Raw genomic sequence first — 24,660 nt, forward strand, 5'->3', positions numbered from 1 at the left:
CCGCCCGGTGCGCCCGGTGCCGTGGCCCGGTGGCCGGCCGGGGGCGCGCGGGGGAGTTCAGCCGTGCCGCGCCCGGCGCAGCGCTTCGGCGATCTCCTCGTCCGCGACGGCCATGGCGGCCTCGGCGCGGGTGTACCAGATCTCCCGCCTGGCCGGGGCGAGCCCTTCCCAGGGGTGCCGCTCGGCACTGAACCCGAGGGTGCCGTACAGCGACCTCGCGTATCGCTCGCGCCGGTCGATGTCACTGCTCACAAGGCTCCTCCTGGCGTCCGACGGTCCGGGCGGTCGGAGTGTAGCCGCGCCGGGGGAGACGGCGGCGGGCGGGCGGGGCGGCGGGCACCTCGACGCTAAATGCAACTCGTCTTGCAGTAATTCGCGGCCGGTGCCACACTGCACTTAACGCAGGTGTACTTACATTAAGGATGCGGCCGTGCAGCAGCTCTTCTTCCACGACAACGACAACTTCTGGTTCGAAACGCTCCGCTCGCTGGGGCACATCGCCTACGGCGGAGCCGACCTGGGCGAGGTGCTGTACACGGCCGGGCGGATCAAGTCCGGCGACTACGACAGCTGGTACGAGGAGTGGGCCGGCACCGCGGAGCGCCTGGGAAAGGTGGCCGACGAGGCGGAGCGGGGCGGCCACACCGTCACCGCGCGGGACACCTACCTGCGCGTGTCGAACTACTACCGCACCGCCGAGTTCTTCCTGCACGGCGACCCGGACGACCCCCGCATCCGGACGGCCTACGACCGGTCCGTCGAAGCGTTCCACCGCTACGTGGACCTGGCCGGCCCCACCATCGAACGGATCGCGGTGCCGTACGAGGACACCACCCTGCCCGGCTACTTCTACCCGAGCCCGCTGCCGGGCCGGCAGCCGCTGATCGTGATGCACAACGGATTCGACGGCACGGCCGAGGAGATGCGCTTCATGGGTGCGCTCGCGGCGCAGGAGCGCGGCTACCACGTGCTCTGCTTCGACGGCCCCGGCCAGCCCGGCACCCGGCACACCCAGGGGCTGCTGTTCCGGCCCGACTGGGAGAACGTCGTCGGCCCCGTGATCGACCACGCGCTGGGCCGGCCCGAGGTCGACCCGGAGAAGATCAGCCTCTACGGCGCCAGCCTCGGCGGGCTGCTGTGCGTCCGCGCCGCCGCCTACGAGCCGCGGCTGAAGGCGGTCATCGCCAACGACGGTGTCTACGACCTCGGTGCCCTCGGCGCGCGGTTCCTCGGCGGGGACCGGGACACCGTCGAGCGGGCCCTGCGTGCGGAGTCGGCGCCGGAGGCCGATGCCGCCATCGCCGCCGCCATGCGGCAACACCCCGGCGCCCGCTGGGCGTTCGAGAACGGGCAGTTCGTGATGGGCGGCGACACCCCGCGCGCGTTCGCGGCACGGTCCCTGGACTACCACCTGCGCGGGATCGCGGAGCGGGTCTCCTGCGCCGTGCTGATCTGCGAGGCCGTCGCCGACCTCTTCTTCGAGGGGCAGCCCGAGCAGGTGTACAACGCGCTGACCACGCGGGACAAGACGCTGCTGCGGTTCACCGAGGAGGAGGGCGCCGACGCGCACTGCCACTTCGGCGCGCAGCGCTACGCGGCGGGCAGGATGCTCGACTGGCTCGACGAGCGCACCCCGGTCGTCCGCTGAGGCGGCCGGCGGCTCAGCCCCGGGGCCGTCCGCCGGAGGGGCCCGGGGTCCCGGCGCCGGGTGAGGACCGCCCGGCGGCCAGCGCCCGGTCGACGAGGACCTCGACGTCGTCGGCGGGCGCGTAGTCCCACAGCGCCCGCAGATAGAGCGGCGCGAGGACGAGATCGAGCACCATCTCGGCGGTGGGCGGGCTGCCGCCCCGCTCCGCCTCGCGGTCCAGCGCCCGTTGCAGCTCCAGGACACGGCTGCTGACGTAGTCCTCCGAGCGCAGCCGGTCGTCGTCGGCGTGGTCGCCGAGCGCGGGTGAGAAGGCGGCGGTCAGCGCGCGGAAGAAGGCGAAGCCGTCGGGCCGGCGCAGCTGCGAGGCGACGGCCCCGGCCCAGGTGAGCAGGTCGTCGCGGAGGTCGCCGGTGTCCGGGAACGGCGCCTGCTCGTTCAGCCGGGCCGTGGCCACGTCCAGCACGAGCGTCTCGACCGATCCCCAGCGGCGGTAGATCGTGACCTCGTGCACACCGGACAGCTCGGCGATCTCCCGCACCGTGAGGTCCGTCCTGCCGTCGGCGAGCAGGCTGCGCACCGCCTCGTGCACCGCCGCGCGGGTCCGTGCCGTGCGTCCGCCGGGGCGCCGTCGAGGAGCCGGTGAGGAGGAGGCCGTGGTCATGCGGTCAGGGTATCGACCCGGCACCGCCGCGCACGCCGCGCCCATCGGCCGCCCGCACCGGCACCGGCCCGTGGGTGCCCCCGTCTGACCTGGGCGTTCGCTTCTGCCGCCGGCGAACAGGCGGCCCCGCGTGCCGGGATCGTTGGCAGGGTGGGCCCATGAAGATCACCAAGTTCGGTCATGCGTGCGTACGGCTGGAGCGGAACGGCCGGGCGCTCGTCATCGACCCGGGAGCCATGACTCCCGAACGCGGCGTGACCGCGGGGGCCGAGGCCGTCCTCGTCACACACGAACACTTCGACCACTTCGAGCCGGAGCAGCTGCGCGGCACCGAGGCCGACGTCTACACCTGCCCCGGTGTCGCCCGGCACCTGGACGGGTTCGGGGACCGGGTGCACGTCGTCGGGGACGGCGACACCTTCTCCGCCGCGGGCTTCGAGGTGACGGTGAAGGGCGAGAAGCACCACTACAGCCACCCGGACGCGCCGCCGGTCGACAACATCGGCTTCCTGGTCGACGGCGAGGTCTTCCACCCGGGAGACGCGCTGACCGTCGTCGAGGCGCCGACCCTGCTGGTGCCAGGACAGGCGCCGTGGCTGACGGTCCCCGCGCTGATCGACTATCTGCGCCGCACGGCACCCGACCGGGCCTACGCCGTCCACGACGGTCTTTTGAGCGACTGGGGGCTGCACGTCCTGGACGGCGTCCTCGCCCGGGAGGCGGACCGGACGGGCACCGAGATCCGGCGTCTCCTGCCGGGCGAGAGCGTCGAGGTGCCGACGGGCGGTACCGGCCGGACGACGGCGCCGTAGACCCGTCCCGCTTCCCCCGCGTCCCATGCGTCGCGTGCCTCCCAACACCCCCCACGCGGCCGGAAGTTGGCTCCTTCCGGTGGGTGAGAGACGCAGAGGACGGCGTGCCGGAGGCCGTACTCTGGGCCGGCCGGTTCGCTGCCGCTCGGCCTCGGAGGGTTCGGAAATGGGAACTGCACAGTCCGTCGAATCGCTGGAGCAGCTCACCACGGTCTGGCGAGCCGCGGTGCTCGACCGGAACCCGGAGGCGGATGTCCGCGACCTCCCCGGCCTCGCCGTCCGGTGGGCCGACTGCCGGTTCGCCTTCTGGAACTGTGTCGCGCTCACCGGGACCGGCGCCGATGCCGCGCTCGTCGAGCAGCGGTTGTGCCGGGCGGCGGACCTCATGCGGGCGAAGCAGCACCCGGGCTATCTGCTGGTCTTCGAGGACCTGCTGGGTGAGGAGGCCCGCGCCGCACTGGGCTCCGCCGCCGAGAAGGCAGGGCTCGCCCACGGCTTCCGCGGCATCGGCATGGCCGGGGACCTGCTGCCGCTTCCCGAGCCCCACCACCCGGAGCTGACCTTCGAACGGGTCACCACCGACCGGCAGCTGCGGGCGTACGCGGACCTCAACTCCCGTGCCTACGGGATGCCGTTGGAGGACGGCAGGGACGGGCTCGTCGGCACCCGGCTGTGGACGGAGCGTGCGTACGCCTACCTGGGAGTGCGGGACGGCGTTCCGGTGGCCGGAGCCGCGACGCTGGAGGCCGACGGCCGTCTCTTCGTCGCGCTCGTCGTCACCGACCCGGACCAGCAGCGCCGCGGGTACGGCGAGGCGGTCACCAGGAAGGCGCTGTACGAGGGCGGCCGGGCCACGGGGCTGACCAGGGCGACGCTCCACGCGACGCCCGCGGGCGCGCCCGTCTATCCGCGCATCGGCTTCGTGCCGAACACACCCGTGCACTTCTACGGGCTGCGGGAGTGAGCTGAGCGGCCCGCCCCGACGGGTGCCCCGCCGTACCGGTGATCCACGGCCCGACCCACGGGCCTGACCCACGGCCTCACCCACGGCCTGATCCGCAGCATGCTCCACGGCCGGACCGCGCGCCGGAGTGTCGCGGAAGCCGTGCCGCCGCCCGGCTGTAGCTTCCGGTGCCTGCCTCCGCCGAAGGCAGGAGCGAGAGGCACACCGGGCGGAGAAGGGCGCGATGGGAACCACCGGACATGACGTCGTGATCGTCGGAGCGGGATTCGCCGGGCTCACGGCCGCCCGCGAACTGCACGCGGCCGGATGCGACATCCTGCTGCTGGAGGCACGCTGCCGGGTCGGAGGGCGGGCGCTGACCCGGTTCCTGCCGGACGGTACCCAGCTCGACCTGGGCGGCCAGTGGATCGGCCCCGCCCAGACCCGTATCGGGGAACTCGTCCGGCACTTCGGCATCGACACCTACCCCACACCGGAACACGGCGACCCCGTCGTCGACTACGGCGGCGAACGGCGCACGGACGTGCCCGCCGAGGCCGGCCGGCTCCTCGCCGAGATCGACGCCCTCAGCCGGCAGGTCCCGCCGGAGCGCCCCTGGGCGGCGGAGCAGGCCACCGCCGCCGACCGGCAGACCTTCGCGTCCTGGCTGGCCGCCTCCGGCCACCCGGAGCAGGCGCAGCGGTACGTGGGACGGGTGATCTCGGGCGGGCTCCTCGCGGGCAGCCCCGCCGAGACGTCGCTCCTGGAGACGCTGTTCTACGTGGCCTCCGGCGGAGGCGTCGACGCGCTGCTCGGCTACCGCGGCGGGGCACAGGAGACCCGGATCGTCGGCGGGGCCCAGCACATCGCGGAGCGCATGGCGGACGAACTGCCGCCGGGCGCACTGCGGTTGGGCGAACCGGTCGTGGGTGTCGAGCACGGCGCCGACGGTGTGCGCGTGGTGACCCGGCTCGCCGCGTACCCGGCCGCACATGCCGTCATCGCGCTGCCGCCGGTCCTCGCGGGGCAGCTGCGCCACGACCCGCCGCTGAGCGCGCTGCGTGCCGGGGCGCTGCAACGGCAGGCCGCGGGCACGGCGTTGAAGGTGCACGCCGTCTATCCGGAGCCCTTCTGGGGTGCGGACGGGCTCTCCGGGCTGTCCACGTCGGACTCCGGTGTGCTGACCGAGACCGTCGACAACACGCCGCCGGGAGCGCCGAGAGCGGTACTGACCGCGTTCGCCTACGGCGACGAGGCCGTGGCCCTGCGCCGGAGCAGCCCCGAGGAACGGCAGGCGGCGGTCACCGAGCGGCTCGGCGCGCTCTTCGGTGAACGCGCCCGGCAGCCGCAGGAGTTCATCACCCACGACTGGCTGGCCCAGGAGTGGACGCGCGGCTGCTTCTCGGCGCACTTCGCGCCCGGCGGCCGGACCGCGTTCGGCGGTCTGCTGCACACGCCGGAGGGGCGGCTGCACTGGGCGGGCACGGAGACCGCCGTCCACGGGAACGGCTACTTCGACGGGGCCGTGGAGTCCGGACTGCGGGCCGCCCGCGACGTGCTCGCCGCGCGGACGCCGTCCAGCACTGGATGAACGGCGCGGGCGCCGTTCAGCGCTGGATGAACCGGAGCATGTTCCCCGCCGGGTCGCGGAAGGCGCAGTCGCGGACGCCGTAGGGCTGGTCGACCGGCTCCTGGAGGACCTCGCCGCCGGCCGCCCGGATGCGTTCGAAGGTGGCGTCGCAGTCGTCGGTGTCGAAGAGGACCGCACGCAGCAGGCCCTTCGCCAGGAGCTCCGCCATGGCCTGCCGGTCGGCGGGGGAGGCGTTCGGATCCGCGAGGGGCGGTTCGAGGACGATGCTCACCTCGGGCTGTGCGGGCGCCCCGAGGGTGACCCAGCGCATCCCCTCGTAGGCCACGTCGTTGCGGACCTCCAGGCCGAGCACGTCCCGGTAGAAGGCGAGCGCCTTGTCGTGGTCGTCGACGGCGATGAAGCAGGTGGAAACCTTGATGTTCATGGGGTTCACGCTACGGGCGGGGGCTCCGCCGCGCTTCTCCGATCCTGACCGGCCGGGTGTGGACCATGGCGAGACAGGGCGGGACGGCGGCGCTCTCGTCGTGCGGGCGGGCCCGGTAGGCGCTGGGGCTCTCGCCGACCAGCTCGGTGAACCGGGAGCTGAACGACCCCAGCGAGCTGCATCCGACCGCGAAGCAGACCTCCGTCACCGACAGATCGCCCCGGCGCAGCAGCGCCTTGGCCCGCTCGATCCGCCGCGTCATCAGATAGCTGTACGGCGTCTCGCCGAAGGCGGCGCGGAAGCTGCGGGAGAAGTGGCCGGGCGACATGAGGGCCGAGCGGGCCAGCACGGGGACGTCGAGCGGCGCCGCGTAGTCGCGGTCCATCATGTCGCGGGCCCGGCGCAGCCGGACGAGGTCGTCCAGGTTCACCCGTCCAGCGTCGCACGGCCCGCCGACACCGCCGCGGTGCCGCGGGCCTGTGCGGCGGCGGTCACGCGCTGTGCTGGATCTGGATCAGGTTGCCGCAGGTGTCGTCGAAGACGGCCGTGGTGACCGGGCCCATCTTCAGCGGTTCCTGGGTGAACCGGACCCCCTGCTCGCGCAGCCGGACGAACTCGGAGTGCACATCGTCCACCGCGAACGAGGCGAGCGGGATGCCGTCCTGGACGAGGGCCTCCTTGTACGGCCGGACCGCGGGGTGGCCGTCCGGCTCCAGCAGGAGTTCCGTGCCGTCCGGGTCCTCGGGCGACACCACCGTGAGCCACTTGTCGGTGCCGATCGGGATCTCGTGCTTCTTCAGGAAGCCGAGCACCTCGGTGTAGAAGCGCAGCGCCTTGTCCTGGTCGTCGACGTAGACGCTCGTCAGATTGATCTTCATGCTCCGGTCTCCGGTTCGTCGTGCCCCAGCCAGCGGGCGACGACGCGCTCCAGTGGCCGGATGTCGAGGTCGTGGAACTTGTAGCGGCCCTCCCGCCGGGTGCGGACCAGGCCGGCGGACTCCAGCACGGCGAGGTGCTGGCTGACCGCCTGACGCGTCAGCCCCAGCCCGTGCCGGGTGGTGAGCCGCGTACAGATCTCGAACAGCGACTGTCCGTCCCGCTCCGCGAGCTCGTCGAGGATCCGCCTGCGGGTCGGGTCGGCCAGCGCCTTGAAGACATCGTCCGTCACGTGCCCACGATAGGCAAGTCGGCACTTGCCTATCAATCCGTGGGGGCGGTGGGCGGTCCGGGTGTGCGGGGGTGCGCGGGCCCTTGACGTGCCGGGGGAGCGGACTACCTTGCGCGGCGAACGGGATACCGGATGGCGTGCGAGATATCGAACGGTGAGCTGTGCCTGCCGGATCCCGTCCACGTCGGTGAGGAGGACGCCGGCGTGCCGACCTTCCCGTACCGGAGGCAGCGCCATGGACGCCAAGGAACCCTCACACCCCCTGCACCGGCGGACCGTCGTGGCGGCGGCCGCCGGGCTGCCGGCCGCCGCACTCGCCACCGGCCAGGCCGCGGCGGCCCGCAACCCCGCCCCGGGCTCCGGCTCCGGTGAGGCACCGGAAGGAGAGGGCCGGGCCGGTGTGCCCCCGGCCGCCGCTCCCTTCCCGCTGACCGACGTGGAGCTGCGCCCCGGCCCCTTCCGCGACAACCAGGAGCGCAACACGGCCTACCTGCGCGCCGTCGACATCGACCGGCTGCTGCACACCTTCCGCCGCAACGTCGGCCTGCCCAGCGACGCCCGGCCGTGCGGCGGCTGGGAGGCGCCCGACGTCGAGCTGCGCGGGCACAGCCTCGGGCATCTGCTGTCCGGCCTCGCACTCACCCACGCGGCCACCGGCGAGGGGGAACTGCGAGAGAAGGGCGCGCGGATCGTCCGCGCGCTGGCCGAGTGCCAGGCGCACGCACCCGAGGCCGGCTACCGCGAGGGCTATCTGTCCGCCTTCCCGGAGAGCTTCTTCGACCGGCTGGAGAACGGGGAGAAGGTGTGGGCGCCCTACTACACCCTGCACAAGATCATGGCCGGGCTGCTCGACCAGTACCGGCTGGCGGGCGACGCGGAGGCGCTCCGGGTACTGGAGGCCCTGGCCGACTGGGTCGACCGGCGTACCGCACGGCTCGGGCACGCGCACATGCAGCGCGTCCTGGAGACCGAATTCGGCGGCATGAACGAGGTGTTGACCGACCTCGCGGCGGTCACCGGGAAGCGCCGCCGGCTGGACGTCGCCGAGCGCTTCACCCACGAGGCCGTCCTGCGTCCCCTGGAGCGCGGTGCGGACCGGCTCGACGGGCTGCACGCCAACACCCAGATACCCAAGGTGATCGGGGCGCAGCGGCTCCACGAGGAGGGCCGGGGCGCCGCCTACGGGCGTATCGCGGAGAACTTCTGGCACATCGTCACCGCGCACCACACCTATGTCATCGGCGGCAACAGCAACGAGGAGCTGTTCCACGCGCCCGACGCGATCGCGTCCCAACTCGGGCCCACCACCTGCGAGAACTGCAACAGCTACAACATGCTCAAGCTCACCAGGCTGCTGCACTTCCGCTCCCCGCGGCGCACGCACCTGCTCGACCACTACGAGCGCACCCTGTTCAACCAGATGCTCGGCGAACAGGACCCCGACTCGGCCCACGGGTTCAACCTCTACTACACCGGCCTCCAGCCGGGCGCCTACAAGGCACAGCCCGACTTCATGGGGGACGACCCCGAGGCGTACTCCACGGACTACGACAACTTCTCCTGCGACCACGGCACCGGCATGGAGACCCACGCCAAGTTCGCCGACACCGTCTTCTCCCGGGCGGCCGACGACAGCGCCCTGCTGGTCGGCCTGTTCCTGCCAGCGCGGCTCACCTGGCGCGCCCACGGCATCGTCTGGGAACAGCACACCCGCTTCCCCGACGAGCCCGGCACCACCCTGACCGTGCGCTCCGGCAGCGCCCGGCACGCCCTCCATCTGCGCGTCCCCTGCTGGGCCGAGGGCGCACGGGTGCGGGTGAACGACGAGCCGGAGCAGCCCGTCCCCGCCGGGAGCTGGTGCACCGTGCCCGCCCGCGAGTGGCGCGCGGGTGACCGGGTGCGGATGCGGCTGCCGATGCGGCTGCGTCTGGAGGCGGCGCCGGACGACCCCCGGGTGCGTGCCGTCTGCTACGGGCCCGTCGTCCTGGCCGGACAGTACGGACCGCGCACCGGCGAGGAGGAGATGCCCATGCCGGTGCTCGACCCCGCGTCGGTGCACGCGCAAGACGGGGACCGGCTGCGCTTCACCGCACGCGCCGACGGCCGGACCGTCACCCTGCTCCCGGTGGCCCGCACCCACCACGAGCGGTACGTGGTCTACTGGCGGATCCCCTGATCCCACCCGGCCCCCGGCGGCGGTGCGCGCCGCGCGGTATGCACGCGGCACGTGCCGTCCGTGGCCGAAGTCGGCGAGCGGCTGCGCCGGGGGAGTCCGGTCGGTGACAATGCTGCTCCGTGACGGCGGGCCCGGCGGCGCGCCGCCCGGCCACGCACGGACGGACAGGAGCGGTACGCCGTGTGCCGCACCGGGGGAACGCGAGAGGCTTCACGGGGCATATGGGCGTGCAGACCCGGCAGTTGAGTTACCGCGTCGGCGAAGGGGCCGCGACGGATGAGGTCTTCGCCGACCCCGGAGCGGGGGCGCCGGACGTACCGGACGAACTCCGCGACGAGATCGAGCTGTTGATCGGCGTCAGCGCGGCGCCCGGCGCCCTGAGCTTCAGCCGGCTGCCCGACGGCGGCCGGCTGCTGTGCCGCGCTGGGGACGGACGCGTGCAGGCGCTGCATCTGCCCGCCGGCGCCCCGGAGCCGGCGGACGGGCCGCTGCCCGTCGACGCCTGGCACACACCGGCGCGCGGCAGAAGGGACACCGCGCGGCGCGCCGGTACGGCGAGCGCGGACCTCGCCCGCGGGAACGCCGCGCGCCTCGTCCCGTTCCTCACCGACGTGCGGCGGCTGTTCGGCTCCCCCGCGGGGCGCCCGCTCGTGCTCGCTGAGGCGGACCCCCGCACGGTCGAGCACTGGATCGCCCTCGCCTGCGCCTCACTGCCCGGCCCGTACGCGCGTGCCCTCACCTTCGTCACCCGCACCACGCGGCCCCACGACGCGCCCCAGCAGATCCTCGGCATCGGCCCGGAGGCCGACTTCGACCGCGAGGACCCCGAGACCCTCGCCCACCTCTACCGCGTGCACGACGGGCTCGGCGGCCCCGGCAGCCCGCCGGGCGACGGCCGGGACGACTGGTGGGCGCGGCTGACCGCCCGGCTGTGGCTGGCCGGCGTCCCGCCGGAGCCGGCGGCGGACGGCGCCGGACCGTTCGCCCTCGCACCCCTGTGGCGGCAGGTGCTGGAACTGGACGAGCCGTTCACCGCCGAAGGGGACGTCCTGCCGCCGCAGGTACTCCGGGACGCCGGGCTGTGGCAGGCCGCCTCGGCGGCCGGCGTGCTGGCCGCGCTCGTCGAGCGGCTGACCGGGGCGGCCGGGCCGGCACCTGGCGGCGGCAGCCCCGGCATCCGCCAACTGGCCACGGTGTGCCGCGAGTTGCACGACAGCGGCGCCGGCGAGGCGATCGTGGAACCGCTCGCCCTCGCGCTGGCCCGACGCCGGTACGCGCGCGCCTACGCGGACGGTGTGCTCCCCCGCGAGGAGGACCTCGGCGGCATCCCCCTGTCGGACGCCGCACGCCGCCGGCTGCGCGCCGAACTGCGCGACACCTGGGGCCCGCGGGTCGAGAAGGACCTCGCGCAGCGTCTGAGCGGACCGGTCCCGGCCTGGGCGGGGCCGCTGGAACTGGCGCTCTTCCTCGGCATGGACGTCGTCGACCGGGGCGCGGACGCCGTCGCGGCGGCGCTGCCCGACCCCGGCCAGGGCGCACAGGCCGTCGCGCTGCTCGACCGGCTGGCCGACCCCGCGCTGGACCGGCGGGTGCTCGACCGGCTCGGCGCGCCCGCGTCCGGCCCCGGGCCCGAGCGCCGGCGCCGGGTGGAGGATCTGCTCGCGCTCGCCGCCGCCCGGCCGCAGGGCACCTGGCTGGAGCGCCGCCTGGAGTACGCGCCGCTCGCCGTGCGGTTCGCCGTGGCCACCGTCCAGCTGCGCTCCCGGCACCCGGCCCCCGGCGACGGCCCGGCCGGCGGTGAGCTGTTCGCGGCGCTCGCCGCCCGGGAGGCCGTGCCCGGCGGCCGGGGTGACGCGCGCACCGTACGGGAGCTGTGGGCCTTCGTCTGGCCGGACGGCGGTCCCGACAGGACGGAGGTGCCCACGCTGCTGGGCGCCTGCGACTCGCTGCTGCTGCTCCAGGCCGGCGGCGGTGAAGCGCTCGGCGCCTGGCTGACCGACCCCGACCGGTTCGACCCGCTGCTCCTCGACACCGCCACCCGGCTGCGTACGGCACTCGGACTGGACCCGCGGGTACGCGCCACGGCCGAACTCCTCGTGGCCGTACCGGCGTTGGCGGAAGGACGGATCTCCCTGCGCGAGGCCGTGCACACCGTCCCACGGCTGCGCCGCCAGGCGGCACCCCTCACACCGGCGGTGGACGAGCACACCGCGCGGAACCTCGCCGTGTGGCTGGCGCGCACCGACCTCGCCCGGGAGCCGCAGGCCATGCGCTACCTCGTGTGCCAGGCGGAGGAGGCGGTGGTGACCGAGTACGGCAGATGTGTCCGGCGGCACTACGACTCGGCCGACCAGCTGATCACGCTCGCCGGCAACCATGTGCGGACCGCCTCCCTCTTCCACCTGTGGTTCCACGCCGACGAGCAGCGCACGGCCCACTGGGAGCGGATGGCGAAGAACCTGTGCGAGGAGGTGCTCGGCCGCGCGGCACGGCACATGGACGACGCCCGGCTCGCCGCCGTGGCCGCGCGGCTGCGCCACGACCACGGGCACACCTGGGAAGAGGCATGGAACAAGTGGCTCGCCCGGATACGCAGATGAAGCGCGGCCGACGAACAGCCGGTCGCCGACATGCTCAACTAAGCTTGCTGTGCGTCGAGTTCGGACCACGGCACCCACTCATCCCATGGACCTGACCCGTACCGCAATCGGGGGAAGATCAGCGTGACCGACCACAGCAACGACGCGCAGGAGACCCGGACGTCACACACCCCCGGGATTCCCGGGGGGCCGATGGCCAAGCGTGAGGTGCACTTCATCTGGCTGCTGGACTGTTCCGGCTCCATGAGCGTCAACGGAAAGATCGGCGAGCTCAACTTCGCCATCAGGGAAGCCATTCCCGAGATGCAGCAGGCCGCCAAGGACAATGCCGCCGCCTCGCTGCTCGTCCGCGCCATCTCCTTCGGGAGCGGGGCGACCTGGCACATCGACGAGCCCACGCCGGTGGAGGACTTCACCTGGCGGGACCTCACCACCTACGGCGGCACGGACATGGGCGCGGCCTTCCGGCTGGCGGCCGGCGCGCTGGAGACCCCGCCCATGCCGCAGCGCGCCATGCGCCCGGCGATCGCGCTCGTCTCGGACGGGCAGCCGATGGACGACTGGCGGGCCGGGCTGCGGGCGCTCAACTCCACCCCGTGGGGCAAGCGCGCCGTACGCGTCGCCGTGGCGATCGGCGCGGACGCCGACAAGGCCATGCTCCAGGAGTTCCTGGGCAACCCCGAGCTGCCGATCCTGGAGGCCAACAGCCCGCGTCAGCTGGCGGGCGCCATCCGGTGGGCCTCCACCGTCGCCGTGAAGGCCGCCTCGTCGCCCAAGCAGGGCACCGAACAGCCCGCCATGCCGCCCATGATGACCAAGACGCGGGTCGAGAGCGACGACGGCGTCGTCTGGTGAGCGCCGCCGAGGCGGCCCCCGGCCCGCCCACCGTACCCGCCGGGGAAGCGTCCGGCGACTGGTGCGTGCTGCGCCAGCGGGTCAAGGGCCTGGGCAAGAAGGTCAACCAGGACGCCTGCCATGTCTCGTCCCCCGGGGGCGGGCAGGCCGTCGTGCTCGCCGTCGCGGACGGCCACGGCTCGGCGGCACACTTCCGCAGCGAACAGGGCGCACGCTGGGCCGTCGAGGAATTCGCACGGTGCGCGGGCGAGTTCGCGCACCGCGCGATCGCGCTGGACGGCGCGGGCACCGGCTACCGCGAGCTGCGCGACGCCGCCCGGGCCCTGCCCCGGCAGCTGGTCGGCCGCTGGCGCCGCCGCGCCCTCCTGGCCGACTGCAACGCCCCGGCGGACGGCCGGCTCCCGCCGCGCCCCGAACAGAGCGGGCACACACCCGCCGCCCGGTTCACGCCCTACGGCAGCACCCTCGTCGGCGCCGTCGTCACCGCGAACCTGCTGGTGTGCTGGCAGCTCGGCGACGGCGACGTGGTCCTCGTCGACGAGCGCGGAACCGTCCGCACCCCGCTGTCCACCGGACCCGACCTCGGCGACGAGACGGACTCCCTGTGCCAGCCGGAGGCAGGACGGCTGGTGCGGCTGCACTGGCAGGCGTTCCCCGGCGCCGCCGAACCCCCGGCCGTGCTGCTGTCCACGGACGGGCTCGCCAAGAGCTTCGCCGACGACGCCGGGTTCCAGGACTTCGCCAAGGGAGTCGTCGAACGGGCCGCCGAGCACGGGGCCCGCACCGTCCAGGAACAGCTCCCGGAGTGGCTGGGCCGCGCGGCCGGCTACTCCGGCGACGACACGACACTGGTGGCGGCCCTCCGCCCACCGCGCCGGCGCGCGCATTCCCGGGCAGCAGGCGGTGCCCGGCCGGAACACGAGAGGAACACGATGGTGAACGGCATGCTGGAGGCCGGGCAGATCCTGATGGCCGAGTCGGGGGAGCAGGTCAAGGTCGCCGAACTCTTCGGCTCGGGCGGGCAGGGCGAGGTCTACCGGGTGGAGACGCCCGACGGCGACCGCGCGCTGAAGTGGTACTACCCGCAGCTCGCCGACGACCGGCAGCGGCAGATCCTGGAAGGACTGATCGGACGCGGCTGGCACGACGACAGATTCCTGTGGCCGCGTGCCGTGGTGCTCGACCCGCGGACGCCGCACGAGGGCTTCGGCTACCTCATGGAGGTCCGCCCCGACCGCTTCCGCGACCTGCCGGCGCTGTTCCGGCGCGACGCCTCCGTCCGCGCCACCACCCAGCGCAGCCTGGTGACGGCCGCGCTGCACACCGTGGAGGCGTACCGCACCCTGCACTCCAAGGGCATCGCCTACCGCGACATCAACTGGGGCAACATCTTCTTCGACCCCGCCACGGGCGACGTGCTGGTCTGCGACAACGACAACGCGGTGGTGGAGGGGGAGACGGCCGCCGTCGCCGGGACGATGGACTTCATGGCGCCCGAGCTGGTACGCGGCGACAAGGGCGCACAGCCCGGCATCCAGAGCGATCTGCACTCCCTCGCGGTGCTGCTGTTCCTGCTGCTCGTCAACCACCATCCGCTGGAGGGCGCACGGGCGTTGCGCATCCGCTGCATGGACGAGGCCGCCAAACGGCAGCTGTACGGCAGCGAACCGGTGTTCCTCTTCGATCCGTCCCGCTCCGACAACCGGCCCGACCCCGACGAGCAGCCCGGGGTCCTCGACGCCTGGGAGCTCCTGCCGGAGGTCCTGCGCACGCTGTTCGTCAAGACGTTCACCCAGGGGCTGGCCGACCCGGGAGCCCGTGTCCGCGAGACGCAGTGGCGGGACGCGCTGAGCACCGTCCTCGACTCCATCGCCCCGTGCGCGACCTGCGGCCAGCAGAACATGACCCAGCCCGGCGGCCGGCCGCCCCGCTGCTGGGACTGCGGGGACACCCTGCGGCTGCCGCCGACGCTGGCGCTCACCACGGGCCGGCTGCGCGTCGCACGCTCCGTCCTGCTCGGCCCGCGGGCCAAGGTGTACGCGCACCACCTGGCCGACGACCCGCCCCGGCACGACTTCACCGACGTCGTCGGCGAGGTGACCGAACACCCCAAGCAGCCCGGCCGCTACGGGCTGACCAACCGCTCCGGCACCGTGTGGACCGTGCGGCTGGACGACGGCACGGTGCAGGACGTGGCGCCCGGCCGCACGGCGGCGCTCCGGCCGGGGCTGCTGCTGGAGTTCGGCGGGGGCACGGAAGCGCAGGTCCGCGTGTAGCCGCGGGCGGCGCGCCCCGTCAGATGCGACGTCGGGCGCGGTGGGCGCCCGCCGGGCGGTGCCTCCGCCACCGGCGGGGCCGCACGGCGCGCGCCAGGCGTGCCCGCAGCCGGCGGAGCTTCCCCGCCGCCGGTGCGGGCCCCACCGGCGGCGGAGGCGCCGCCGGCACCGCGGGCAGCAGCGCCTCGGCGGCGCCCGAGGCGACGACGACCGCGTCCGGCCGGGGCAGCGGCGCCACGGTGATGTGCTGCTCGTCCGCGGACACCGCCAACGCGGCACGCCCGTCGGCGAGGAAGCGGCTGCGCGACACCCGGCGCTCGGTGTGCCCGCCGCCCGGCCCGGTCGCCCGCGCACGCAGCACGACGAGCACCGTCGGCTCCGGCCAGACGAACCGCACCTCGGCGCGGCCCGCGTCCAGCCGCCGCGCGACCAGCCCCGTGACCGTGCCCGGGTGCTCGACGACGACGCTCGCCCCCGCGACGGCACGCCCCTCCAGAACGCTGACCGCCGTCATCCGCGCCCAGGCACGCGGCGGAACGGTGATCTCGGCACAGTCCGGCCCGTGCACCTCGGGGACGCCGTCCGGGCTCTCCTGGGGACTCCCGTGCGGGGTGCCGGGCGAGGGCCACCGCGGCGGATCGTCCGGCCGGTTGCCGTCGCCGTGGTCATGACCGTCGCCGTGGTCGTGACCGTCGCCGTTGCCGTGGTCCTGTTCGTCGCGCGGACCGTCGGGGAAGAGGAGCGCCGTCACGTCCTCGCCCGCGGCGACCGGCTGTCCCCGCCAGCGCACCAGCCGCCCACGACCGCGCGGCGGCGGGCTCCAGCTGATGTGCACACCGTCCGCGGTCCGCCGGGTGGTCAGCTCCCGAACGGGGGACGGCCACACCGGCGCGTGCACCGTCACCGTGCGCGTCCCGGACCACAACTGACCGCCGTCCGGTGCCCGGTAGCAGCAGGAGACCGCGTACCGGTACATGCCGGGCGGCAGCGGACGGTCCACCGCGCCGGCACGGCCGCAGAGCAGCTCCGCGGCGGGGAGCCCGGGGCCCGCCAGCCGCACCGCGCGGACCTCCACGGCCGCCTCGTCGGCACGCCAGCGCAGCCGGACACCGTCGGGCACCGCCACCCCGGACAGCTGCCCCGGCGGGGGCGCCAGCGCCACCGGAGCCGTCGTCCTCGGCACACAGGCGGCGCGCCCCGCGAGCTCGGGGAGCACGGCGTAGCGCCAGTACCCGGCGGGCACGGCCGGATCCACCGCCGTGGCCGCACCCTCGGTCACCGGTACCTCGACCGCCTCGTGCGGCGCGCCCTCGGGGAACCGGAAGACGCGGTAGGTGAACGCGGCGATCCGGCGGCGCGCGCCGGGCGTCGTCGCCACCGGCGGATCCCAGCGCAGCCGGACCGTACGGTCCTCGACCGTGGCGCTCACCCGTGAACGCGCCCTGGGAGGAGGCGAGTTGGTGCCGCTCCCGGTCCCCGTTCCGGTGCCTGTCCCGGCTCCGGCCGCGATTCCGGCCGCGGTCGCGGTCGCGATTCCGGTTCCCGTGCCGATGCCGGGATCGGAGACGGTGCCGGTTCCGGTGTCGATGTCGGTACCGGTGTCGGGGTCGGCGTCGGCTGCGGCGCCCAGCAGTCCGGTGCGGGCTGCCGGGTCGTCCGCCGCGCGCCGGGCGACGGCCAGCCAGGCCGCGGCGCACGCGCGCGCACGCCCCTGCGAGCGCAGGGCCGCCGCCTCTCGCCGGAGCCGTTCCGTCTCGTCCGCCTCGGCACGCAGCCCCCGCAGGACGCGGGCCAGCGCGTGGTCCGCCGGGTCAGCGGGCAGTCGGGCGGCCAGCGCCAGGGCGTGCCGCAGCCGGTGGCCGGGCCACACCTCGCAGATCTCCTCCGCCGCGTCCCGCCCGGCGCCGGGCCCGGGAAAGCCTTCCGCCACGGCACGCGCCAGCAGCGTGGCTTCCAGCCGGTGCACACCGAGCTGCGCCGCCCGCTCGGCGTCCGGCGGCTTCCCGCCGTCCTGGAGCAGACAGCACAGCTGCCACAGGACGATGCGGCGCAGCCCCGCCGCGTCGTCCCGCAGCACGGTCTCCAGGGTGTCCAGGACGGCGGCGACGTCGACGGCGCGCGGGTCGCCCGAGGCGGCCCAGCGGCGGCCCGTCTCCCGTAGACAGCCCAGGTCCATCCGGCGCCACAGGCCACCGCGTGCGGGGAACCACAGGCCGTCGAGGACGAGGAAACCGTCGTCGCCCTGGACGGACGGGCTGAACGAGAACAGCGGCGAGGCGGTGGCCGCGGCCGGCGGGCGCAGTACCTCGGCCAGATGCCGGAAGCCCAACGCCTCGACGCGGCGGGCCAGTTCGGCGTAGCCGCGCATCGCGGGGGACTGCGGCAGCGCGGGCAGCGGAGGCGTGCTGTCCGCCGTCACCGGCTGACCCGGCTGCCATGTCCCCACGCCGGTCGGTCCTCTCGTCTCGTTCCGGTGCGCCGGTGGTCAGCGTGGCGCGGTGTAGAAGTACACGCGCAGCAGTGCCGTGGACGGCGGGTCGCTCACCTTGAAGAAGTCGTCGGTGGCGGTGTCCTTGCCGAACATGTCCGGACGGGCCTTCGCCAGCAGCGAGTTGACGAGGTGCGCGTACTTCGTCCCGGACGCCGTGCCGCCGAAGGTCAGCACCAGCGCGGCACTGCGCCCCTTCCACGGTTCGGTGTCCTTCTTCAGCTGCGCGATCAGGCTCTTGCGGTCGGTGCCGGACACCCGGAACTCCTGCGGGGTGCGTGCGACCGCACGCGGGAACTTCGGGGTCGGGGAGGCGGAGGGCCGCTCGCTGGGCTTCTCGCGGTGGTGCTTCCCGGGACGCTCGTCCGCCAGCGGGTCGGGCCGGTCGGCCATCGACACGAGGGCGAGCACCAGCAGCAGATCGGCGAACAGCCAGCCCGCGAGGACGACGACGCCGAGCCGGCGCCGGGGCCCCGGCCTGCGGCCCGGTGCCGGGCGTGCCCGGCCCGGGCTGCTCACGGGCCGGCCTCCGTGCCGTCCCGCCGCTGCGGCCCGGCGCCGGGCGACCAGCGGGGCCGGGGCGGCGGCACCCCCGCCCCGGCCGCACCCGCTCCCTCGGCTTCCTGCCCTGCGGCGCCCTGCCCTCCGGCGTCCCTTTCACCGGCCCCGGGGGAGTACCCGGGGCTGCCCGAGTGCCCGGAGTTCCCGGGGCGGTTGGGCGTCGTGGTGCCGCCCGGGTATCCGGCGGCAGTGTGCCCCGGGGCGCTGCCCGGGTACCCCGCGGCGGTCCGTCCCGGTGTGCTGTCCGGGTACCCGGGGCCGTCGGTGTACCCGCTCGCCCGGCCGTACCCCTCGGCGTTCCCGTACCCCTCGGCGTTCCCGTATCCGTCCGCGTCCCCGTATCCGCCCGCGCCGCCGTACGGGACGGCTGCCCGGCCGTCGGCCCGCCCGTGGACATCGGCGCCGGTGCCGCGCAGGGTGCTGAGGCCGTTGTCCAGGCGCTGGGCCGCGTCCTGCCAGTGGGCCGCCGCGGCGTCCCAGCGTTCGGTGGCCATCCGCATGCCCTCGATGGCCTCCCCGGTGCGGGCCGTACTGGCGACCAGGGCCTGCGAGGCGCGTTCCGTGGCCTCGGCGACGGACGCCGATTTCTCGGTCAGCGCCTGCTGACCGGCGGCCAGCCCGGTGAGCGCCGACTCGACGGCGTCGCCCGCGGCCTTGATCCGGTCGGCGACGGCGCGTGCGGTGTCCGCGCTCTCGGTGCCGATCCGGGCCGCGGCCGACTGCCCGTCGCGTACGGCGTCACCGATCCGGTCGGCGGCGGCGTTCAGCCGGGGCATCTCGTCGGTCAGCCGCAGCGCCGCCGACTCCAGGGCCGAGGTGGCGTCGTGCGCGGCCTGGAGCGAGGTGACCAGCGTGTGGTGGCTGCTGTCCGCCTTGGCCGCGAGCCGTTCCATCCGCCGGGCCGCCTTGGTCAGTTCGGCACCGAACTGGCCGGGAGAGGCGCCCCGGTGGGCCGCGAGGAGCACTTGTACGGGGGTGAGCGTGGCGGCGAGCCTACCCAGCAGATGTTCGCGTTCCTCGTGCCACTCGGCCTCGTCCCGCTCGGTCCTGGCGCGCACCCGGGTGTGCCAGCCGGAGAGCACCACCAGCAGCGCGATCAGCAGGACGGCGGCGAGCGCCACGTTCTCGAAGCGGCCGAGCGGGGCCAGATGGCCGCCGAAGCCGGACTGCCACAGCTGGAGGAAGGGACGCGTCGACTCCTTCGGATCGTCCACGCTCAGCTCTCCGTAGGCGCGGACGGCCTCGCGCAGCCCGAACCAGGTGATCAGCAGCGGGACGAACACCAGCATCCCCAGCAGCGCCTCCAGGAAGGTGTCGCGGACCGGGCGTTCCCGCAGGCCTTCCCGTGCCCACAGCAGCAGGCCGCGCACACCGCCGGACCGGTACTCCCGGGCCACCGCGGCGGGCAGGGCGGCGAGCGCCCGGAGCGGCCCGGTGCGTACGGGCGCGGCCGGTTTCGCGGCGAGCGACTCGGTGCGGACGAAGGCGTTCAGCAGATCGACCTCGGCCCAGCGGTCCAGCCGTCCGTCCTGGTCGAGGTCGTCGGCGAGGGCGAGCAGTTCGTTCCGGCGCAGCGCCAGCGGGGGAGCCTCGGCCAGCTCTCTCAACTGCCGTACGAGCGCGGTCTTGTCGGGCAGCCGATGTGCCCGAGGCGGTGTCTGCGGCAATCCTCATCCCCCTTGGATCCGCTCCGACCCGGCACAGCGTACCGGGCTACACACCCCCACGGGGCCGTATCCCGGGTCCCTGAAGGAGCGTCAACAACTCCTGGGCGCCCGGGTGTTCGGGATCCCAGCCCAGGCAGGCGCGGAGCGCTTCGAGGGCTTCCCGGCGGGTGCCGCGCCGGTGGAGTTCGGCCGCGTGCCGGTAGGTGCGTTCGGCCAGCAGGCCGCGCACCCGTGCATTGGTCGAGTCGTGCTGGTAGGCGCACCGCAGCCAGCTGTCGGCCTGTTCGAAGTGCTCGGGCCCCGAGGCCGCCATGGCCGCCTCGCAGTGCACGTCGATCATCGCCTCCAGCACATCGGCGGCGCCCGCCGAGCGCGCGGTCTCTCCTGCCCACGCGGCGTGCGAGGCGTGCACCGCCTGGCCCCACCGCCGCTGGCCCAGCAGGAGGCGTGCGTGCGCCAGCCGCCGGGCCGCCTCGCCGGTGGGGCCGGGCCCGGGCCCCGGCGGGGCGGCCCCCGGCTCCTGCTCCGGCACCGGAGTCTGCTGCTCCGGCTCCGGCACCGGCGCCGTGTCCTGCTCCGGGACGGACACGGTGCCGTCCTGCCGCCGGAGGAGTTCGTCGAGCACTTCCCGCGTCTCGTCGAGGACCTCCCGCAGCAGTGCGCACGCCTCGTCGGTGCGGCCCGTGGCGGCGAGCCGGCGCGCCTCGTCGAGGAACTCCCGGCCGTGCGCGGGCGACGACGGGGACGGTGGGGCCGGGGGCGCTGAGGCGGAGGGCGGGGACGGTGGTGCGGCTGCCGGGTCCGGCTGTGCGGGTGTGGCGGGCGACGGGTCCGCGGCAGGGTCCGGCCCCGGTGCGGGCAGCAGGGTGGCGGTGAGCCGGGGTTCGCCGCCGAGTGTGTCGCCGGACGGGTCCGGCGGCAGCAGTGCGCCCTCCTCCTCGGGGGACTGCTGGGTGCGCTCCAGCTGCTGGGCGTACAGCTGTGCGCCGTGGGCCAGATGGGCCTCGTCCAGCTCCACGAACGGCAGGCCGAGCGGGGCGAGGGCGCAGCGCCCGATACCGGTGGTCCGGCCGGCCAGCAGCACCGCGTCCACGTGCGAGTGCTCCACCCCGGTCTGCTGGAACAGTGTCCTGGCCCGGTCTTGTATCCGCGCGGCCTGCTGCTGCCGGTAGTCGTCCAGCGCGGCACGGGGCAGCCCGAAGTGGAACCGGGGGAAGCCCAGGTCGAGTTCCACCACCGGCCCCGACGGCGCCGCCCGGGCGTCGAGGCGCTCCCACAGCCGGCACGCGCCCCGGAGCATCCGGTGCCAGTCGGCGCGTGCGGGCTCCGCACCGCCGGGCAGCAGCGCGTGCTCACGCAGCAGCGGGAAGACGACGGCCAGCACCCACTCGCCGAAGGCTCGCGCCCCCGGTGCCTCGGCGCCCTCGTAGCCGAGGGCCCGGTAGTGCCGGCGCACGGCACGCACCAGACCCAGTTCGAAGCCCCGGTAGCCGGTGCCGAGGACGAGATAGGTGCCGCTGCCGCCGCCCGCGGTGTGCCCGATGACGGCGGCGGCCGAGTCGTTGATGAGCAGCGGCCCGGCCAGCCCTGCCCGCTGCGCCGCGGACCGGAGCGCGGCACGCTGCGCCGAGCCGTAGCCGGCGGGGACGCTGAGCACCGTGCGCACCACCTCGGCCGAGGCCGCCGCCTCCACGCGGGTGCGCAGCGTGCGCAGCGCCCGGGCCATCAGCTCCTCCGGGGCCGCCTCCGCGCCGCCGTCCCGGACCGGACGGCCGCTGCCCAGCGCGCTCTTGAGGCTGGGGAAGGTGACGGGGAGGCGGCCCGCCGCGGTGCGTTCGCACAGCAGCCAGGGCACCCCGGCGTCCGAGTCCTCCAGCACGCGGACGCGGTCGTGTCCCGCACCGGGCGGGTCCGCCGGTGCGTAGGCGGCGCGCAGCCCCGTGCTGCCGAGGTCCAGCCCGAGGCTGACGCGGCCCCGGCCGCCCGTCCCCGTCATGTGTCGAGGCGGTGGTCGGGGATGCGCAGCTCGCCGCCGAAGCCCTCCTCGGTGGGCACCTCGGCGACGTTCGCCTCGGTCAGCGCGCGGGCCACCAGCGTGGTGAGGTTGCGTTCCTGCTGGCTCAGCTGCTCCGGGTTGCCGCGTGCGTGCGCCTCCTTCACCAGCCGGACGGCCTCGTTGATCAGGCCGGTCAGCTCCGGGGAGGCGCCCTCGGCGGCGCGCTCCGCCTGTGCGAACTTACTGGCGAGCCCGCACTGGTGGAGCATGTCGTCGTACAGCAGCCCCGTGAGCCGCTCGTATTCGCCGGTCTCGCCGTGGTCCAGGGCCCGCTGTGCCTGTTCCAGATCGCGGTTGACCTTCATCCGCTGGTTCGGCTCGATGTGCGCCTCGTAGGACTGGAGGAACTCCTCCGTGTGTCCCATGACGTAGCTGAGGAGCTGTTCGTTCCAGCCGTTGTCGGTCTCCTGCGTGGGCTCGGGTGCGGGCGTGGGCGGCAGCTGGCGGCGTGGGGTGTCCACCTTGACCATGTCCGTGCCGGCCACGCTGATCCGCACATTGATCGTCCGGTTGACCGTGTAGTTGAAGGACACGTCCACCCGGCTGTGCGGGTCGATCTCCTCCGGCAGTTCGAACTCGATGACGCCCTGTTCCGCGTTCCGGCTGGCCACCGGGTCGTCGCCCTCGTACACGGGGACGCGGATGAAGCGGCTGTCGGTCGCCTCGAAGGACCGCTGCTGGGGCTCGGGAAGCGGATAGGGGGTGTTGCGCGGGATGATCGGGACGAACACGTCGCGCCGGTTCCCGCGGACCGCGGCGATGCCCATCGACGGTCCCGTCACCTCGTTGAGCCCCGTCTCGCCGAAGACGGGCGCGTTCACCAGGCTGGCACCGCACTCCGTGCACCGGGAGGCCGCGTCGTCGTTGGGCCGGCGGCAGGCGGGCTCGGGGCACTCGACGCCGTGCAGGGTGCCCGCGAGGATGCCGGCGCCGAGCCCCACGCACTCCATGGGGTTGATGTTCCGGCGGACCTTCTCCCGGCCGAAGTGGGACTCCACGGTCTCGTAGACCTTGCGGGTGTAGGTGGCCCCGCCGACGAGGAGGACGTCGGAGATGTCGTCGGGCGTGAGGTCCTGCTCCTCCAGCGTCCGCTCCACCAGCTCCATGGTCCGCCGCACCATCGGTTCGATCATCTTGTCGAACTGCTCGCGCGTCAGGACCAGTTCGACGTCCAGCGGCCGGCCTTCGCCGGTCCGGTAGGCGGCCGGGATCACGATGTACGCCACGGTGTCCTCGTTCAGCGTCCGCTTGGCCTGCTCGGCCTTCGCCTTCGCCGTCATCAGGAAACCCTTGTCGTGCGAGGGGTCGACGCCGTGCTCGCGCTTCATCGACGCGATGATGTACTCCACGATGGCCAGGTCGAAGTCGTCCCCGCCCAGCCAGTTGTCCCCGCTGTACTGGAGGATGTGGAACTGGCCGTGCCCCTCGGCGTCCTTGACCGCGTTCAGCACGGAGATGTCGAACGTGCCGCCGCCCAGGTCGTAGACGAGGATGCGGCTGCGGTCGCCGGGGTTCTTGTCCAGCCCGAAGAACGCCACGGCGGCGGCCGTCGGCTCATCGATGATCTTCTTCACGTGCAGCCCGGCCCGCTCGGCCGCCTCCCGGGTCGCGGCCCGCTGCGCGTCCAGGAAGTACGCCGGGACGGTGATCACCGCATGCGTCACCTCCTCGCCCAGCGACCGCGACGCGTTGGCTGCCAGCTGCCGGAGCAGCAGGGCCGACAGCTGGGCGGGCGTACACGTCTCGTCGCCCAGCTCGACGTGTGCGCGCGGATCGTCCTGCGGGCCGCGCACGATGCGGTAGTTGAGCCGCTCACGTGCCTTCGCGACGACCTCGTCGTCGAAGTGCCTGCCCATCAGCCGCTTGACCGAGAAGATCGTGTCCCGGGGCGCGCGAGCGGCCCAGTTGACGGCCACCTCCCCGACCAGCTGCTTCTCCTTGCCGTCGGCGCGGCGCAGCCCGATCACCGACGGCGTCCACGTCCTGCCGCCCTCGGCGGGCAGCATCCGTGCCTCGCCGCGCGCGGCGTCGTAGGCCGCGACCGCGCTGTTGGTCGTGCCCAGATCGATACCGACCGCCCTCATGCCCTCTCCCATGACTGCCTGTCGCCGTCCCTTCCCGACCCTTTCCGTCCCTTTCTGGCCCTTCCTGTCCCTTTCCGTCCGTCCCCGCCCCGGCGCACCGCCCGTCACGGCTCCCGCGCTCCCGGCTCGGTTCCGCCGTCCACGGCGATCACCACGGACGCGGGGCGCAGCAGCCGCCCGTGGAACCGGTAGCCCCGCCGCACCACTTCGACCACCGTCTCCGCACCGGGCCCGGCGCGCTCCGCGGAGCCGGGCGGCTCGCCGTCGGCGTCCGGGGGCCGCGCCCCGGCCCCCGCTCCGATCCCCGTGCCGTGCCGCGCGCCACGCACCGGACGGACGTCGACGACGTGGTGCGTGAGCGGATCGGCGGCCTCGCCGACGCGCCCGAGCGGCTCCAGGCCCTCCTCGCGCACGGCACGCTCCAACTGGCGTGCGATGGCCCCGACTCCCGGACCCGGTCCGCCGTCCGGCTCCTGCCCCGCCGCGGGCGCGGCCAGCAGCCGGTCGAAGGAGTCCAGGACGTCGATGAGCCCGTACATCAGCCGCTCCGTCCGCGCCCGGTGCGCGTCCTCCTGACGCCGCAGCGCCCGGGCACAGGCCCCCGCATCCGGTTCCCGCACGCTCATTTCCGGCTCCTCGCTCACTGGTCC

At 74.4% G+C, this 24,660-nt stretch carries 20 protein-coding genes; 8 read left to right on the top strand and 12 right to left on the bottom strand.

Going from position 1 to position 24,660, the window contains the following annotated elements; all coding sequences use genetic code 11:
- Positions 1-57 precede the first annotated feature (57 nt).
- Positions 58-252, bottom strand: a complete 195-nt coding sequence (locus tag SCA03_RS04775; RefSeq protein ID WP_030878386.1) for a hypothetical protein — start codon at positions 250-252, stop codon at positions 58-60.
- A 178-nt stretch (positions 253-430) separates the two neighbouring features.
- Here SCA03_RS04775 and SCA03_RS04780 point away from each other — a divergent pair, with 178 nt between their 5' ends.
- A complete protein-coding gene (locus SCA03_RS04780; protein ID WP_086817686.1) occupies positions 431-1,648 on the top strand; it encodes an alpha/beta hydrolase family protein in 1,218 nt (405 codons plus the stop codon).
- Between the two features lie 13 nt (positions 1,649-1,661).
- Here the strand turns inward: SCA03_RS04780 and SCA03_RS04785 are convergent, their stop codons facing one another.
- Positions 1,662-2,309 (bottom strand): TetR-like C-terminal domain-containing protein, encoded by a 648-nt coding sequence (locus SCA03_RS04785; RefSeq protein WP_051845915.1) that lies wholly within the window; start codon positions 2,307-2,309, stop codon positions 1,662-1,664.
- Between the two features lie 158 nt (positions 2,310-2,467).
- Here SCA03_RS04785 and SCA03_RS04790 point away from each other — a divergent pair, with 158 nt between their 5' ends.
- From SCA03_RS04790 to SCA03_RS04800, 3 genes are all read left to right on the top strand, one after another.
- Positions 2,468-3,121: an MBL fold metallo-hydrolase gene (locus SCA03_RS04790; RefSeq protein WP_086817685.1), complete on the top strand. Its 654-nt coding sequence runs from the start codon at positions 2,468-2,470 to the stop codon at positions 3,119-3,121.
- 166 nt (positions 3,122-3,287) lie between these two features.
- Positions 3,288-4,085 carry a GNAT family N-acetyltransferase gene (locus tag SCA03_RS04795; RefSeq protein ID WP_211293557.1) on the top strand — a complete coding sequence of 266 codons (798 nt, stop codon included), beginning with the start codon at positions 3,288-3,290 and terminating at the stop codon, positions 4,083-4,085.
- A 223-nt stretch (positions 4,086-4,308) separates the two neighbouring features.
- On the top strand, positions 4,309-5,655 hold the full coding sequence (locus SCA03_RS04800; RefSeq protein ID WP_086817681.1) for a flavin monoamine oxidase family protein: 1,347 nt from the start codon (positions 4,309-4,311) through the stop codon (positions 5,653-5,655).
- Positions 5,656-5,671: 16 nt separating this feature from the next.
- Here SCA03_RS04800 and SCA03_RS04805 read toward each other — a convergent pair whose 3' ends face one another.
- The 4 genes from SCA03_RS04805 to SCA03_RS04820 all read right to left on the bottom strand — a co-directional run bounded on the left by SCA03_RS04805 (position 5,672) and on the right by SCA03_RS04820 (position 7,247).
- The gene (locus SCA03_RS04805; RefSeq protein ID WP_030878370.1) at positions 5,672-6,079 is read right to left on the bottom strand and encodes a VOC family protein; all 408 of its coding nucleotides are present in this window, start codon (positions 6,077-6,079) and stop codon (positions 5,672-5,674) included.
- A gap of 10 nt (positions 6,080-6,089) precedes the next feature.
- Positions 6,090-6,509 carry a helix-turn-helix transcriptional regulator gene (locus tag SCA03_RS04810; RefSeq protein ID WP_230988480.1) on the bottom strand — a complete coding sequence of 140 codons (420 nt, stop codon included), beginning with the start codon at positions 6,507-6,509 and terminating at the stop codon, positions 6,090-6,092.
- 61 nt (positions 6,510-6,570) lie between these two features.
- On the bottom strand, positions 6,571-6,957 hold the full coding sequence (locus SCA03_RS04815) for a VOC family protein (protein ID WP_086817679.1): 387 nt from the start codon (positions 6,955-6,957) through the stop codon (positions 6,571-6,573).
- Positions 6,954-7,247, bottom strand: coding sequence for an ArsR/SmtB family transcription factor (locus tag SCA03_RS04820; RefSeq protein ID WP_030885099.1), 294 nt, complete (start codon positions 7,245-7,247; stop codon positions 6,954-6,956). Before SCA03_RS04820 ends, SCA03_RS04815 begins: the two co-directional genes overlap by 4 nt.
- 235 nt (positions 7,248-7,482) lie before the next feature.
- On the opposite strand from SCA03_RS04820, the gene SCA03_RS04825 reads away from it, so the two are divergent.
- The 4 genes from SCA03_RS04825 (at position 7,483) to SCA03_RS36945 (ending at position 15,154) form a co-directional block, all read left to right on the top strand.
- Positions 7,483-9,423: a glycoside hydrolase family 127 protein gene (locus tag SCA03_RS04825; protein ID WP_169729681.1), complete on the top strand. Its 1,941-nt coding sequence runs from the start codon at positions 7,483-7,485 to the stop codon at positions 9,421-9,423.
- Between the two features lie 221 nt (positions 9,424-9,644).
- Positions 9,645-12,023, top strand: a complete 2,379-nt coding sequence (locus tag SCA03_RS04830) for a GTPase-associated protein 1-related protein (protein WP_086817677.1) — start codon at positions 9,645-9,647, stop codon at positions 12,021-12,023.
- Positions 12,024-12,215: 192 nt separating this feature from the next.
- On the top strand, positions 12,216-12,878 hold the full coding sequence (locus SCA03_RS04835) for a vWA domain-containing protein (protein WP_230988496.1): 663 nt from the start codon (positions 12,216-12,218) through the stop codon (positions 12,876-12,878).
- Positions 12,875-15,154, top strand: a complete 2,280-nt coding sequence (locus SCA03_RS36945) for a protein phosphatase 2C domain-containing protein (protein ID WP_158102347.1) — start codon at positions 12,875-12,877, stop codon at positions 15,152-15,154. The genes SCA03_RS04835 and SCA03_RS36945 overlap by 4 nt, the downstream gene beginning before the upstream one ends.
- A gap of 19 nt (positions 15,155-15,173) precedes the next feature.
- Here SCA03_RS36945 and SCA03_RS04845 read toward each other — a convergent pair whose 3' ends face one another.
- The 6 genes from SCA03_RS04845 to SCA03_RS04870 all read right to left on the bottom strand — a co-directional run bounded on the left by SCA03_RS04845 (position 15,174) and on the right by SCA03_RS04870 (position 24,636).
- Entirely contained in the window at positions 15,174-17,600 is a 2,427-nt protein-coding gene (locus SCA03_RS04845; RefSeq protein WP_141275220.1) for a hypothetical protein, read from the bottom strand.
- A 39-nt stretch (positions 17,601-17,639) separates the two neighbouring features.
- On the bottom strand, positions 17,640-18,161 hold the full coding sequence (locus tag SCA03_RS04850; protein ID WP_030878341.1) for a hypothetical protein: 522 nt from the start codon (positions 18,159-18,161) through the stop codon (positions 17,640-17,642).
- Complete coding sequence (locus tag SCA03_RS04855) at positions 18,158-19,870, bottom strand: methyl-accepting chemotaxis protein (RefSeq protein ID WP_086817669.1); 1,713 nt, start codon at positions 19,868-19,870, stop codon at positions 18,158-18,160. The genes SCA03_RS04850 and SCA03_RS04855 overlap by 4 nt, the downstream gene beginning before the upstream one ends.
- 46 nt (positions 19,871-19,916) lie before the next feature.
- A complete protein-coding gene (locus SCA03_RS04860) occupies positions 19,917-21,866 on the bottom strand; it encodes an Hsp70 family protein (RefSeq protein ID WP_086817667.1) in 1,950 nt (649 codons plus the stop codon).
- Positions 21,863-24,010, bottom strand: coding sequence for an Hsp70 family protein (locus tag SCA03_RS04865; RefSeq protein ID WP_086817688.1), 2,148 nt, complete (start codon positions 24,008-24,010; stop codon positions 21,863-21,865). The genes SCA03_RS04860 and SCA03_RS04865 overlap by 4 nt, the downstream gene beginning before the upstream one ends.
- Positions 24,011-24,114: 104 nt before the next feature.
- Entirely contained in the window at positions 24,115-24,636 is a 522-nt protein-coding gene (locus tag SCA03_RS04870; protein WP_158102346.1) for a nucleotide exchange factor GrpE, read from the bottom strand.
- Positions 24,637-24,660: the final 24 nt, after the last annotated feature.

The organism is Streptomyces cacaoi, from assembly GCF_006539165.1.
GTDB lineage: Bacteria > Actinomycetota > Actinomycetes > Streptomycetales > Streptomycetaceae > Streptomyces > Streptomyces cacaoi.

Coding starts and splice junctions, on each gene's coding strand:
- SCA03_RS04785 (WP_051845915.1), bottom strand. CDS start 2,309: ATGACCACGGCCTCCTCCTCACCGGCTCCTCGACGGCGCCCCGGCGGA.
- SCA03_RS04790 (WP_086817685.1), top strand. CDS start 2,468: ATGAAGATCACCAAGTTCGGTCATGCGTGCGTACGGCTGGAGCGGAAC.
- SCA03_RS04795 (WP_211293557.1), top strand. CDS start 3,288: ATGGGAACTGCACAGTCCGTCGAATCGCTGGAGCAGCTCACCACGGTC.
- SCA03_RS04800 (WP_086817681.1), top strand. CDS start 4,309: ATGGGAACCACCGGACATGACGTCGTGATCGTCGGAGCGGGATTCGCC.
- SCA03_RS04805 (WP_030878370.1), bottom strand. CDS start 6,079: ATGAACATCAAGGTTTCCACCTGCTTCATCGCCGTCGACGACCACGAC.
- SCA03_RS04815 (WP_086817679.1), bottom strand. CDS start 6,957: ATGAAGATCAATCTGACGAGCGTCTACGTCGACGACCAGGACAAGGCG.
- SCA03_RS04825 (WP_169729681.1), top strand. CDS start 7,483: ATGGACGCCAAGGAACCCTCACACCCCCTGCACCGGCGGACCGTCGTG.
- SCA03_RS04830 (WP_086817677.1), top strand. CDS start 9,645: ATGGGCGTGCAGACCCGGCAGTTGAGTTACCGCGTCGGCGAAGGGGCC.
- SCA03_RS04835 (WP_230988496.1), top strand. CDS start 12,216: ATGGCCAAGCGTGAGGTGCACTTCATCTGGCTGCTGGACTGTTCCGGC.
- SCA03_RS04860 (WP_086817667.1), bottom strand. CDS start 21,866: ATGACGGGGACGGGCGGCCGGGGCCGCGTCAGCCTCGGGCTGGACCTC.
- SCA03_RS04865 (WP_086817688.1), bottom strand. CDS start 24,010: ATGAGGGCGGTCGGTATCGATCTGGGCACGACCAACAGCGCGGTCGCG.
- SCA03_RS04870 (WP_158102346.1), bottom strand. CDS start 24,636: ATGAGCGTGCGGGAACCGGATGCGGGGGCCTGTGCCCGGGCGCTGCGG.